The 12795-nt window shown below is 67.6% G+C and carries 14 protein-coding genes; 12 read left to right on the forward strand and 2 right to left on the reverse strand.

The features are described from left to right. From ACX9TP_RS18865 to ACX9TP_RS18920, 12 genes are all read left to right on the forward strand, one after another. Positions 1 to 771 (forward strand): MBL fold metallo-hydrolase, encoded by a 771-nt coding sequence (locus ACX9TP_RS18865; RefSeq protein WP_482981117.1) that lies wholly within the window; start codon positions 1 to 3, stop codon positions 769 to 771. Then, a complete protein-coding gene (locus tag ACX9TP_RS18870; RefSeq protein ID WP_482981118.1) occupies positions 768 to 1973 on the forward strand; it encodes a beta-ketoacyl-[acyl-carrier-protein] synthase family protein in 1206 nt (401 codons plus the stop codon). Before ACX9TP_RS18865 ends, ACX9TP_RS18870 begins: the two co-directional genes overlap by 4 nt. Next, entirely contained in the window at positions 1970 to 3157 is a 1188-nt protein-coding gene (locus tag ACX9TP_RS18875) for a beta-ketoacyl-[acyl-carrier-protein] synthase family protein (RefSeq protein WP_482981119.1), read from the forward strand. Before ACX9TP_RS18870 ends, ACX9TP_RS18875 begins: the two co-directional genes overlap by 4 nt. 11 nt (positions 3158 to 3168) lie before the next feature. Next, on the forward strand, positions 3169 to 3597 hold the full coding sequence (locus ACX9TP_RS18880) for a 3-hydroxyacyl-ACP dehydratase FabZ family protein (protein ID WP_482981120.1): 429 nt from the start codon (positions 3169 to 3171) through the stop codon (positions 3595 to 3597). Further along, the gene (locus ACX9TP_RS18885) at positions 3590 to 4339 is read left to right on the forward strand and encodes an SDR family oxidoreductase (protein WP_482981121.1); all 750 of its coding nucleotides are present in this window, start codon (positions 3590 to 3592) and stop codon (positions 4337 to 4339) included. The genes ACX9TP_RS18880 and ACX9TP_RS18885 overlap by 8 nt, the downstream gene beginning before the upstream one ends. After that, positions 4336 to 5109 (forward strand): SDR family NAD(P)-dependent oxidoreductase, encoded by a 774-nt coding sequence (locus ACX9TP_RS18890; RefSeq protein ID WP_482981122.1) that lies wholly within the window; start codon positions 4336 to 4338, stop codon positions 5107 to 5109. The genes ACX9TP_RS18885 and ACX9TP_RS18890 overlap by 4 nt, the downstream gene beginning before the upstream one ends. Positions 5110 to 5172: 63 nt before the next feature. Continuing rightward, positions 5173 to 6408, forward strand: coding sequence for a beta-ketoacyl-[acyl-carrier-protein] synthase family protein (locus ACX9TP_RS18895; protein WP_482981123.1), 1236 nt, complete (start codon positions 5173 to 5175; stop codon positions 6406 to 6408). A gap of 61 nt (positions 6409 to 6469) precedes the next feature. Next, positions 6470 to 7696 carry a beta-ketoacyl-[acyl-carrier-protein] synthase family protein gene (locus tag ACX9TP_RS18900; RefSeq protein ID WP_482981124.1) on the forward strand — a complete coding sequence of 409 codons (1227 nt, stop codon included), beginning with the start codon at positions 6470 to 6472 and terminating at the stop codon, positions 7694 to 7696. A 185-nt stretch (positions 7697 to 7881) separates the two neighbouring features. Then, positions 7882 to 8463 carry an ABC transporter ATP-binding protein gene (locus ACX9TP_RS18905; protein WP_482981125.1) on the forward strand — a complete coding sequence of 194 codons (582 nt, stop codon included), beginning with the start codon at positions 7882 to 7884 and terminating at the stop codon, positions 8461 to 8463. After that, positions 8460 to 9686, forward strand: coding sequence for an ABC transporter permease (locus tag ACX9TP_RS18910; protein WP_482981126.1), 1227 nt, complete (start codon positions 8460 to 8462; stop codon positions 9684 to 9686). The genes ACX9TP_RS18905 and ACX9TP_RS18910 overlap by 4 nt, the downstream gene beginning before the upstream one ends. 19 nt (positions 9687 to 9705) lie before the next feature. Next, positions 9706 to 10449 (forward strand): outer membrane lipoprotein-sorting protein, encoded by a 744-nt coding sequence (locus tag ACX9TP_RS18915; RefSeq protein WP_482981127.1) that lies wholly within the window; start codon positions 9706 to 9708, stop codon positions 10447 to 10449. A 5-nt stretch (positions 10450 to 10454) separates the two neighbouring features. Then, positions 10455 to 11786, forward strand: a complete 1332-nt coding sequence (locus ACX9TP_RS18920; protein WP_482981128.1) for a hypothetical protein — start codon at positions 10455 to 10457, stop codon at positions 11784 to 11786. 170 nt (positions 11787 to 11956) lie between these two features. Here the strand turns inward: ACX9TP_RS18920 and ACX9TP_RS18925 are convergent, their stop codons facing one another. Further along, on the reverse strand, positions 11957 to 12163 hold the full coding sequence (locus ACX9TP_RS18925) for a hypothetical protein (RefSeq protein ID WP_482981129.1): 207 nt from the start codon (positions 12161 to 12163) through the stop codon (positions 11957 to 11959). Positions 12164 to 12298: 135 nt separating this feature from the next. Next, positions 12299 to 12769 carry a hypothetical protein gene (locus ACX9TP_RS18930; protein WP_482981130.1) on the reverse strand — a complete coding sequence of 157 codons (471 nt, stop codon included), beginning with the start codon at positions 12767 to 12769 and terminating at the stop codon, positions 12299 to 12301. Between the last annotated feature and the right edge of the window lie 26 nt (positions 12770 to 12795).

Below are 12795 nucleotides of genomic sequence, written 5' to 3' on the forward strand. Positions count from 1 at the left end.
ATGCTCTTGAATGTGCTCATCCAGGGAAGTGGATTTCCGCGGCTGCGCTCCACGGTCACCCTCGTGCAATCCCAGAAGCGGAACATCCTGGTGGACAGCGGGCTGCGCGACGACGCGGATCGGCTGGTGCTGGCACTCAAGGAGCGGGGACTGACGCCTGATGACGTGGACGTGGTCGTCGCCACCCACCTGCATTACGACCACTGCGGCAACCATCTGCTGTTTCGAAATGCGCGATACATCGTGGGCGCCAAGGACTTCATCGAGAACGCGCATTTCATCAGGGCCTATCACCAGGATGGCACTCCCGGGAAGGCCTCGACCTCGGCGCTGCTGCGCGAGAACTACCAGACGGTGAAGGACTTCTACGTCCGGTCCATCGTGCGCGAGGTGACTCGAAACATCGAGTTCTACAACCGGGTGCTCGAGCAGGACTCACGCTTCGTCCCCGTCGAAGGCAGTCATTGGCTCACCGAGGAGGTCGAGGTGCTCCCCACTCCGGGACATACCCATGGCCATATCTCCGTCGTCGCGCACCGCGCCCAGACGGGGAGCGAGGACGCGCCGAGGAAGATCCTCGTCGCGGGGGATGCACTCTTCACCCGAAAGACCTTGCAGGAGAACGCCGAGCGGGAGCTCCAGCTGGCCCAGGACGTCGAGCTCTATAGCCATACACGCAGGAAGCTCCTGAGCGAGTACCGCCACATCATTCCAGGCCATGACGGCCTGGTGGACACCGCGGCACATGTTCCCCTGGAGGCCACCTCGTGAGCACACATCGGGTCGTCATCACGGGCCTCGGGGTGACCGCGGCCAATGCGCTGTCCTCCAGGGAGCTCGCGCAAGCCTTGTTGGAGCGCCGCAGTGGAATCCGCGAGTCCCGCCAGTTCGGCATCGAGGGGCGGGCGTACTCGGCGGGAGAGGTGGACCTGCCTGGATTCTCCGACGAGGGGGTGGACAGGGTGTCACAGCTGGCCCTCCATGCCGCGGAGCAGGCCCTCCGGGACAGCGGCCTCGAAGCGCAGACGGGCTGGAGAGAGGAGGCGGGGGTGATGCTCGGCACGAGCCGCGGACCGGCGCTCTCCCTCGAGCGCTTCATGCGCTCCGGAAGCGAGGCGGCGCGCCGGACGCTCTTCGGGGAGCTTCCTTTCTCCTCCATTGCCCGCAACGTCGCGGCCCGGTTCGCACTGGGCGGCGTCCTCTCCACCGTGACGATGGCGTGCGTCTCCAGCAGCCTCGCCATCGGCCGCGCCCTGGACGAAATCCGCCATGGCCGGGCCTCGGTGATGCTGGCGGGGGGCGCGGACGCGCTGACGCACCTCAGCTTCAGTGGCTTCTCCGTCCTGCGCGCCATGACACCCACCGTGTGCCGTCCCTTCGACCACCGACGCAATGGGATGGTGCTCGGAGAGGGAGCGGGAATCCTCGTGCTCGAGGAACTGCACCACGCCCTCAAGCGGGGCGCGCGAATCCACGCGGAGCTGTGCGGCTGGGGAACGGCCGGTGATGCCCACCACCCCACCAGCCCCCACCCGGAGGGCCGGGGGCTGCAGCGGGCGATGAGCCTCGCATTGCGACAATCCGGCCTGACGACGGACCAGGTGGACTTCGTCAACCTCCATGGCACCGGCACGCCGGCCAATGACCCGGCGGAGTGTCATGCCCTGCGCGGTGTCTTCGGCGAGCGGACCGCGTCGCTGCCGGTCAACTCACTCAAGTCCTCCTTCGGCCACACGCTGGGCGCCTCGGGCGCGCTGGAGCTCATCGGCTCCGTGCTGGGCATGGAGCGCGACTTCATCCCTCCCACCCTCCACTGCGAGGAGCTGGACCCGAGGTGCGACGTCGACGTGGTGCGAGGCGAGGGTCGCGCCCGGCGCATCGACGTCCTGATGAGCACCAAGTCCGCGTTCGGCGGGGCGAATGTCGCCCTCGTCGCCCGCCGCCTCCCGGAAGCGGGGAGGGTGGTCCGATGAGCCGGAACATCGTCATCAGTGGACTCGGCGCGGTATGCCCCCAGGCCGCGGGCCACGCGGCCCTCTGGGAGCTCTTCCCACGAGGCGACGCCGCGCCCGCCGGCACACCGGAGCCCTCCGCACCCGCGCTGGAGCGGATTCCAGAGGCGACGTTCGAGAAGCAGCCCGCCCAGGTGCGGCACATGGACCGGCTCGGACGAATCTCGCTCGCCGCCACCACCCTCGCCATCGAGGATTCCGGGCTCGGAGCCGCGCCCGGGGAGCCGCACCAGACAGGCATTGCGTTCGGCTCGGGCTACGGCTGCCTGCCCACCAACGAGGAGTACCTGGCGGGCATCCTGGAGCGGGGCGCGCGCTACGGAAACCCGCTGGTGTTCCAGAACACCGTCACCAACGCGGCCACGGGCTACATCTCCATGGTGCACGACCTTCGCGGGCCCAACGCGACCCTGTGCTCGGGGTGGGCCGCGGGCCTGGAGGCGATTCGCTTCGGCGGCCAGCAAATCGAAGCGGGCCAGGCCGAGCGGATGGTGGTGGGCAGCGCGGACACGCTCAGCCCGAGGCTCCTCGAGGGACTGTCGCTCCAGGGGTGGCTCCGCCGCCGGGGCGCGGCGCAGCCCTTCACCGAGGAGTCGGACGGAATGCGCGTCAGCGAGGCGGCGTGCGCGCTCGTGCTGGAGGAACACACGCAGGCCCGGACGCGCGGCGCGCACGTCTATGCGGAGCTGGCGGGCACCGGGCACCGGGGAGGCCCGCTCGCGGAGCAGGCCCGCACCCTGGTCCGCGCGGTGCGGGACGCGGTGCGCACCGCCCGAATCGAGCCCGAGCAACTGGGAGCCGTCTTCTCCGGCGCGAACGGCCACAGGGACTTCGACGGCTGGGAGTACCGCGGGCTGCACGAGGCACTCGGTGCCCACGCGGCACGGATACCGGTGACCTGTCCCAAGGCGGTCCTCGGAGAGACCTTCAGCGCCGCGGGCACCCTGGCCGTCCTGCTGGGCGCGCTGGCCGTCGACACGGGCTGGGTGCCAGGCATTGCGGGAAGGACGCACTCCACGCCTGGATGTCAGCTCAACCTGATATCCGGTGTGGCGCGGCGCCTCGAGCCCGAGTGGGTGCTGGTCACCGCCCTGGGGGGAGAGGGCAGCGCCCTGGCCGTGGTGTTGCGCAGGTGCCACCCATGAGTGAGCACCCGATGGCCCGCATCTACGGGGGAACGCCTCACCGGTTTCCCATGCTCCTGGTCGACTCCGTGGAGGAGCTCTCCCCGGGCTTCGGCAGGGCGCTCAAGCAGGTCTCCGCCAACGAGGTGATGCTCGAGCGCTTCGGAGACACGCAACCCACGCTGCCCTCCTGCCTGCTGGTGGATGCACTGGGGCAGGTGGCCATCCTGCTCCTGCGCGGGGGAGACGGCGAGGCCGCGTCGGTCTGGTATCTCGGCGGCATCGAGGCAATGACATTTCATACAGCCATCCCGGCCGCCAGTGTGCTGCGGATGGAAGCCAGCATCCTCAAGAGATGGCGGACCACGGTCCGGGTCGAGGTCAAGGCCTGGATTGGAGCGGTGCCGGTCGCCAGCGGCTTCATGGTGCTTTCCCAGAGAGGTTCAGGGACCAATGAGTAGCGCGGAAAAGGTCACGCCGTTCGTCGAGGGCTTGCTCCACCAGCAGGTGGTGATTGTCACCGGCGCGGGACAACCCATCGCCAGTGCCATTGCGCGACGCCTTGGCAGGGCGGGGGCGCGTCTGGCCCTGGTATTCCTGCCGGAGCACGAGGAGGCGGCGACGGCACTGGCCAGGGGGCTCGGTGCGGAGCTCGCCATGGCCTGTGAGCTTTCGGATGCCCAGGCGGTGGGCGCGGTGGTCCGTCGCGTCACCACGGAGCTGGGAGGCCTTGACCTGCTCGTCAACGCGTCCTTGAGCCGCGAGCCCGGCGGGCTGCGCGACCTGTCCGCGACGCAGTGGAAGTCGTTGCTCGAGCGCCAGTTGAGCGGCACGGCCTGGTTCTGCAAGGAGGTCATCCGTCCGATGATGCGCAAGCGCTCGGGGCGAATCCTCAACCTCCTGGATGTCGCTCCCGGGGGCGCGAGCCGGGTGGCCGCCGAAGGCATCTCCGCGATGACCCGCTCGCTGGCGAACGAAGTGGCACGGCACGGAATCTCCGTGAACACCCTGGCGGTCCACCTCCTCGCGGAAGAAGTCGAGCAGCTTCCCCCCGCGCAGCGCGAGCGGCTCGACGGCGAGCTGGGGCCCCTGGGGCGGCCCGGGAGCGCGGAGGAAATCGCAGAGGCCGCGCTCTTCCTGGTCTCGAGCGCGGCGAACCTCATGACGGGACAGCGCCTGTCAGCCACCGGAGGCTTGTGGTGAGTGAATCCCAGGCAGCACGCCAGCGGTTCCAGCAGCAGGCGGTCATCATCACCGGGGGCTCGCGTGGCATTGGCAGGGCCATTGCCCTCGCCTTCGCCTCCGAGGGGGCGGACATCGTCCTCAACTACGGGAGCAGCACGGAGGCCGCGCAGCAGGCCGCCGCGGAGGTGGAGGCGAAGGGGCGGCGCTGCGTGCTGGTGCCCGGCTCCGTCGCGAACCCGGACGTCCCAGGACAGCTCCGGGACGCGGCGCTCTCCCACTTCGGCCGCATCGACGTGCTCGTGAACAACGCCGGCATCAGCCGGGACGGGCACCTGATGATGATGCAGGCCGCGGCCTGGCGCGAGACATTGGACGTCAACCTCTATGGCGCGCTCGCCTGCTGTCAGGCGGTCATCGGTCCCATGATGAAGCAGGGGCGCGGCGCCATCATCAACATGTCCTCCACCGCCGGAATCCGGGGGCGCGCGGGACAGGTGCCCTACGCGGCCTCCAAGGGGGCCTTGATTGGATTGACCCAGACCCTGGCGGGGGAACTCGGGCCGCATGGCATCCGGGTGAACTGCGTGGCACCGGGCTTCGTGGAGACGGAGATGGTGGAGGGGCTGATGAAGCGCCCGGGTGTCCGCGAGGGGTTCATCCAGGCCACGCCCATCCGCAGGCTGGGGACGGTGGAGGACGTCGCCAACGCCACGCTCTTCCTGGCCTCTCCGGAGAGCGCCTACGTGGTCGGCGACGTGCTGCGCGTGAATGGTGGGCTGGTGATGTAGCGCGCCGCCAGCAGGAGGCCGGCGTTCTCGAGGAATCGCGCAACAACCGCTGAGAGGAACAGGATGAGCAACAGGGTCGTCGTCACCGGAATTGGCGTTCTCACGCCCATCGGCAACAACCTGGCGGAGTTTTCCGAGGGGCTGCGCTCGGGGCGTGACGGCATTGCCCCGGTCACCCACTTCGATGCCAGCAAGCACCGCTGCCAGTCCGCCGGGGAGCTGAAGAACCTCGACTTCTCGGCGCATTTCAGCCCCGAGGAATTGCCCTACCTCAGTCGCGGCACCCGGATGATTCGCGTGGCGGCGGCGCAGGGACTGGCGGCCTCGGGGCTGGACCTGGCCGTCGAGGACCGCTCGAGAATCGGCGTGGTGCTCGGAACCAACCTGGGAGGGATGCCGGCGACGAAGGAGGGCTACGCCGCGCTCCACCACCCCTACCGGCGCGGTCGCGCGGGTCCGAAGGAGCCGTGGCGGGCCCTGGTGGTCGACAGCTTCATCAGTGCGATGAGCGACCAGGTGGCCAGCCACTACCGGCTGGCAGGGCTCAGCCTGGTCATGTCCACCGCGTGCAGCGCGGGCCTGCATGCGCTCGGGGTGGCGGTGGATGCGATTCGCTCGGGTCATACCGAGGTGATGCTCGCGGGCGGAGTGGATCCGCTCAGTGAGATGCCCCAGGCCGGCTTCGGCGTCCTGCGCTCACTGGCGAGCGACAAGCTGCGGCCCTTCAGCAAGGACCGCGACGGGACACTCCTGGGTGAGTCCGCCTCGCTCTGGGTGCTGGAGAGCGAGGCGCATGCGACGCGTCGCGGGGCGCGCATCCTGGCGGAGCTCGCCGGGTACGGCGGCTCCACGGACGCCTACCACATGACCCGGCCCGATGAGACGGGACGTGGCCCGGCGCGAGCCATGCAGGCGGCCCTGGACAGCGCTGGCATGAAGCCCGAGCAGATTGGTTACATCAAGGCGCACGGCACGGGTACCCCGGCCAATGACGTCATCGAGACGCGGGCCATCAAGCATGTCTTTGGCGAGCGGAGTCAGGTCCCGGTCAGCTCCATCAAGGCGATGGTCGGCCACAGCCTGGGCTCGAGCGGGGCCATGGAGGCAGCGGCGGCGGTGGTGGCGCTGAACGAGGGCTTCCTGCCGCCCACGCTGCACCTGGACACGCCAGATCCCGAGTGCGACCTGGACTACGTGCCCCATCGCAGCCGGCCCGCGAAGCTGGAAGCGGTCCTCGCCAACGCGTTTGGCTTTGGGGGCAACAACGCCGCGATGGTCTTCCGGCGCTGGGAGGGCTGATGTCTCACGCAAGAATCTCCGCCGGAGAAGAAAGGGGACGCTCATGGCTGGCTCCACGCGAATGACGGACGAAGCAGAGAACATGCGGATTGTCATCACCGGCATGGGAGCGGTGTCCCCCTACGGGGCAGGTGTCCCCGCCCTGCTGGGCGCGCTCGCCGAGGGGCGCAGTGCCATCCGCCCCATCGAGGACTTCGATACCTCCGGGTGCGCCTGCACGCACGGGGCACGTGTCCCGCACGCGAGCCTGGCCGCGCTGACGGGCTCCAACAACCTCCGGCGCGCGCCCCGGGGGACGCAGTACACGATGCTCGCCACGGAGGAGGCGCTCCAGATGGCGGGCCATGGCCCCTCCACGTGGAATCCGGAGCGGGTGGGCGTGTTCCTGGGGACGTACCGGGCCAATGCCGAGGTCAGCCAGGAAATCTGGCACCGAATCATCACCAGCGAGCCACGCTTCGTCCAGCCACTGCTCTTCCAGGAGACGGTGACGAACGCGGTGGCCAGCGCGCTCAGCATCCGCTGGGGCTGGCGCGGCACCAACTATGCCATCAGCGCGGGAAACGCCTGCGGGTTCCAGGTGCTCTCCCTGGCGGCGCAGGCCCTGCGCGGCGGACGGGCCGACGCCATCATCGCGAGCACGTTCGACCTCATCACCACCGCCACCCACCACGACATGGATGACATTGGCGTGCTGAGTGACTCCAATGTGAGTCGTCCTTTCGACGCGCGACGGGATGGCTTCATCATGGGGGAGGGCGCGGCGGTGGTGGTGCTGGAGACGCTCGCCTCCGCGCGGGCGCGGGGGGCCACGCCCCTGGCGGAAATCGCGGGGCTGGGTGTGGCGCATGACGGGCACGGCTTCGGCACCCATCACCCGGAGGGCAGGGGACTGGCCTCCGCGATGAGTCAGGCGCTCCGTGGCGCGGCGGTTTCCCCCGAGGCGGTGGACTACATCGCCGCCGCGAGCAACTCCACCCAGTCGTTGGACAGGGCGGAAGCGGCCGCCCTCCGCACGGCGCTGGGCGCCGCGGCGAGCACCGTCCCGCTCAGCAGCCTGAAGGCCCTCACGGGCGAGGCGGAATCCGCCAGCGACATGTTCAACCTTTTGGCCTGTATCGGCGCCGTCCGCGGTGGCGGGTTGCCCCTCCAGGTCGGCACCGAGCAGCCGGAGTTCGGGCTCAATCTGGTGCGACACTCCCAGGCACACCGGCCGGTCCGGGCGGCCCTGGCACACTCCTACTCGTTCGGGGGCAGCGCCGGCGCGGCGTTGGTCCGAGCGCTCTGACATTGGGAAAGACTGAGATGGCCAACGTGGAAGGGGCCGCGAGCAGAGCGGTCATTGCGGCGAAGAGCACGGCGGGACAGGAGGTGCTCCTGGCCCTGAGTGAAATCAGGCGCGATTACGTACTGGGGGAAGCGAAGGTCGAGGCACTGAAAGGTGTTTCGCTGCGCATCCACAGGGGTGAGTTCGTGGCGGTTTGGGGGCCCTCGGGCAGCGGCAAGTCCAGCCTGATGAACATCCTGGGATTGGTGGACGCCCCCACCTCCGGCGAGGTGGCACTGGAAGGAGTGCCCATCGGGAAGCTGTCGGACACTGCGCTCGCGGACCTGCGCAGCCGCAAGGTCGGCTTCGTCTTCCAGGGCTTCAACCTCGTCCCCGTGCTCAGCGCCCTGGAGAACGTCATGGTGCCCCTGCAGATCCAGGGCGTGGGTGCCTCCGAGGCGCGAGTGCGCGCCAGCCAGGCGCTCAAGGACGTGGGCCTGGAGAGTCAGGCGAACGTCCGTCCGGACAAGATGAGCGGCGGCCAGCGTCAGCGCGTGGCGATTGCGCGTGCGCTCGTCACCGCCCCCTCCATCGTCGTGGCGGATGAGCCGACGGCCAACCTGGACTCGGAGAACAGCTACATGGTGGTCAAGCTCATGCGTGAGCTCAACCGCTCCAAGCGAGTCACCTTCATCTTCACCACCCATGATCCGCGTCTCCTGGACCTGGTCGACCGGAAGCTCCTGCTCAAGGACGGCCTGCTCCAAGCGGACGAGACTGTGCGATGAACTACTTCACCATCGGGTTCCGGAACATCCTGAAGCACCACCGCCGAAGCCTCGTCACCCTCATCTCGGTGGGCTTCGGCTTCGCATCCATCAGCCTCTTCGCGGGGTACATCAAGTATGTGTACAGCGGGCTGGCCAGACAGGCCATCCACGGAGAGCTGCTGGGGCATCTGACGGTGATGAAGAGCGGCCTGCGCACCGCGGGCAGGCTCCACCCGGCTCAATACATGTTCACGAAGGATGAGCTGGCTCGGGTGGAGCCCATCATCCGGCAATACCCGCACACGGTGCTCGTGACGCCGCGCATGTCCCTCAGCGGCATGGTGTCCAACGGTGCGGCGTCCACCGTCTTCATTGGCGAGGGAATGGTTCCCGCGGACGTGAAGAAGCTCCAGGGGGACTTCCAGCGCAAGCTCTCCGGCGACTTGAAGGCAGACAACCCCATCGGGGTGGCGACGGCCGAGGACCTCGGAAGGATTCTGGACCTGAAGCCCGGGGACTCGGCTGCGCTGCTGGTCAGCACGGTGACGGGGCAGGCCAACGCGCTGGACGTGGACATCGTGGACTCCTTCAACACAGGCAATGTCGGCACCAACGACAAGTTCCTGTACCTGCCCTTCGACCTGGCGAAGTCACTGTATGACTTCGACGGCGCCGAGCGGCTCATCGTGTTGCTGGATGACAAGGAGTTCACGGAGCAAGCCCGGACGCAGCTCACGGCCCAGCTCAAGGAGGCGGGCTTCGACGTGGAGCTCAAGACGTGGCTGGAGCTTTCGAGCTTCTATTCGCAGGTCAAGCGGCTGTTCGACATGATCTTCGCCTTCATCTTCAGCAACGTCTTCATCGTGGTGGTGATGAGCATCGTCAACTCCATGAGCATGACGGTGGTGGAGCGGACCCGGGAAATCGGCACACTGCGGGCCATGGGCCTGCGCCGCTCGGGCATCCTGCGGCTCTTCACCACGGAGGCCTTCATTCTCGTGGTGCTCGGGTGCGCCGGAGGCGTGCTCTTCACGTTGCTGGTGCGCCTTGCCGTCAACAGCGCGGGCATCACCTACACGCCGCCGAACTCGTCCAACGTGGTCAGTCTCATGGTCGACCTCGACGTGCCCCGGATGGCGAGGACATTCGTCATGCTCTCGGTGCTGGGCATCGGCGCGGCTTTCTTCCCGGCACGGACCGCCGCTCGCAAGCTGATCATCGACTCTCTGGGCCATGTCTGACCGCGCGGGAGACACCACCATGAAGAACGCACTCTTTCTCATCGCGGGGCTGTTGCTGTCATTGGCGGGCTCCGCGCGGGCCGCCGCGCCGGAGGCGGCGGAGATCCTCAAGTCCTCGGACCGCGCGCGCGGCGGCGGGCTTCCCGGCATCCGCTGGACGGTCCGCATCATGCCCACCCACGGTGCAGACTCGGAGCCCGAGCGGTTGCTCACTTTGAAGGCCAATGCCACCGCCAGCCTCGCGGAGACACGGGAGCCCGTGCGCTTCAAGGGCTCCAAGCTGCTGCAGGTGGACCGGAACATGTGGATGAGCCGTCCGGGCCTCCGCAAGCCGATTCCCATCTCCCCGAGGCAGAAGCTCTCGGGGCAGGCCTCACAGGGCGACATCGCTTCAACGAACTACGCCGTCGACTACAAGGGCAAGCTGCTCCGCGAGGAGGAGGTCAACGGCGAAGCCAGCTACGTGCTGGAATTGACAGCTGTCAACACGTTCTGCACGTATGACCGCATCACCTACTGGGTTTCCAAGCAGCGGCTGGTGGGTGTGAAGGCGGACTTCTTCTCGCTCTCCGGGAAGCTGCTGAAGTCCGCCACCTTCGAGTATGGCAATCAGCTCACGCACGAAGGAAAGACAATTCCCTTCGTGAGCAAGATGACCATTCAAGACGCGCTCACGGCCGCCAGGACGACGCTGGTGTACTCCGACGTGCAGGTGACGGAGCTGGCCCGGGCGGAGTTCGACGTCAATCGGCTCGGGAATTGAGCAGGATGCGCTCGAGACGAAGCACAGTCACCGCCACGCAGGGACTGCGCCTGCTGGCGGGCCTGCTGGCGGTGGGGGTTGGAACGACTGTCGAGGCCAGCGCCATCCAGGAGCTCCGGGACAAGGGTTCCGCCAGCCTCCAGGTGCTGGCCTACGACAGCGAGCGAGGGCTGAGGGAGAACAGCCTGCTCAATCCGGGCAACCTCATCGCCCACCTTCCGGAAGGTCAGACGGAGGTGGAGGGGCGGCTCGATTTGAAGTTCACCGCGGACACCTTCGTGCTGAGCCTGAAGCCCCGTGCCCGCTTCGAGTGGCGGCGCTTCGGAGATGGTGGCCCGGAGACGCGGCTCGACGCCTGGGTGAACCAGGGGGGCGTGACGGCCTATCCGGTCCAGGAGCTCGCCGTGTCGGTGGGCAGGGAGGTCCTCACCTGGGGGCCTTCCAACTTCCGCTCGCCCAGCAATCCCATCTACTTCGAGAATGGCCGGGGCAACCCCCTGCGTGAGTTGCTCGGCGTGGACGTGGCCCAGGTGGCCTGGTCGCCCACGTCCGCGCTGTCCATTTCGCTGATGCACCAGTTCGGCGACGGGCGCGGGGACTGGCAGTGGGAGCGGGATGACGGCTTCAAGGCGCTGTCGCTGCTGAAGGTGGACTACACGGCGGATGTCTACGTCGCGAGCCTGAACGCCTCGAAGCGGTGGACCGACGAGCGTCCCCGCTTCGGTGCGTTCGGACAGGCCACCGTCAACGAAGCGCTGCTCGTCTACGTGGAAGGGGGGCTGCGTCAGGGGACCGCGGCGTTGTACCCGGAGAGGCTGCCGACACCCGTGGGGGGCGGATTCCTGCCCCGCCATGCCGGGGACCGCCGGCTCTTCTATTCCGCGCTCGTCGGGGGTGGCTACACGCTGAATTCAGGCCACACCGTCTATCTGGAGTACCTGAGCAACAATGAAGGCTACCGGTGGGCGGATGGCGTGCGGTACTTCGACATCGCCGCCAGCGCATCGCAGACGCTGACGACTTCCTCCGCTGCCTCGCCTCTCGCGGGCCAGACGTTGGGGGCCGCGCTCAACAATGGGCTCGCACTGCTGGGGCGCCACTATCTGTTCCTGCAAGTGCAGAACAATCAGGCGGACAGCGGGCCCACCTGGCAGCTCCGGTATTCGCTCAATCTGGTGGACGGCAGCGGGCAGGGGTCCGCCTATGTCGAATGGAATGTCTGGAGCCGATTGGCGCTCTTCGCGGTGGGGGTCATCAATCACGGAAGTCCTCGCTCCGAGTTCCACTCATTGCTGAGCCGGTCGATTCTCGTGGGGGCCAAGGGCTATGTCCTGTAGGCCACCCGCCGTCGCACAAGGACTACCGGATGGTGACCTGCGGCCGGGGACCGTGGAAGGGGCGTTCCTTCCACGGAGGGCTCGGGCGGGCACCGGGCACGGCAAGGCCAGGCGCCGGAGTTCCTGTGGGGCTCAGCGGCAACGGAGTGCCTGCCAGTCCGGGTCAGGGCTCAAGGGCAGATGCACTGAAACGCGTCACCGAACTGGTCGTAGCAGAAGCCCGGGCCACCGCCGCAGTAGGTCGCGGACCATTGGGTGCAGTCCTTGTGCGTGCGACAGGGTTGAAAGGTCTGGGCCTGGGCCTCTGGGGCGGACACCATTCCCGCGACGAAGGCGACGGAGAAGCCTGCGACGGCGGCGAGTACGATCTTCTTCACGTGTAGCTCCTGGAGTAGCCCCTGGTGAAAGTCCTGACGTGAGGGGAGACAGGACGGTATTCGAAAGTGCCGAGGTCAGGAATCCGGGCCGCATGTCGAGCCCACTGAAGTTGAGTCGGAGACTCTTTCAGCGGGTCAACCATTGGTTGTCTGGGAGAGGGCCCAGGGATGGATGCCCGTCCAGGAGATGAGCGACCAGTTGCCAATCGTCGCCGCGGCATAGCCCGCCGCCGCGCTCGCGCTCTGGGCGACAATCGACATCTCTTGCGGTGAGATGACGTACTCCCGGGTCCGTCCCCAGGCCTCCCGATATGCATCGAGGTACTCGGTGTAGGCCTGCGAGTACCGCTTCTGGGAGTCGGCCCAGACCGCGCGCACGTCCTCGACGTACTTCCGCTGCAAGGACTCCCGCGCCTTCAATACCTCGCCCGGGTCCTGCGACGGCGCGTTCATTCGCTCGGTGTACTGCTTCTGCGCGTCCTGGATGCGCTTGGTGGACTCGTTCCAGCCGTCTCCGAGCTTGCGGACGTAGTCGTTGAAGAGGGACTCGAAGACCTTGAACGGCGAGTTGTCACTGCTTTGGGGCTGACCTTGAGTGGGAATCATTTTCTTCTCTCGGGTTATTACGTCGG

It is taken from the genome of Pyxidicoccus sp. M15 (assembly GCF_056858435.1).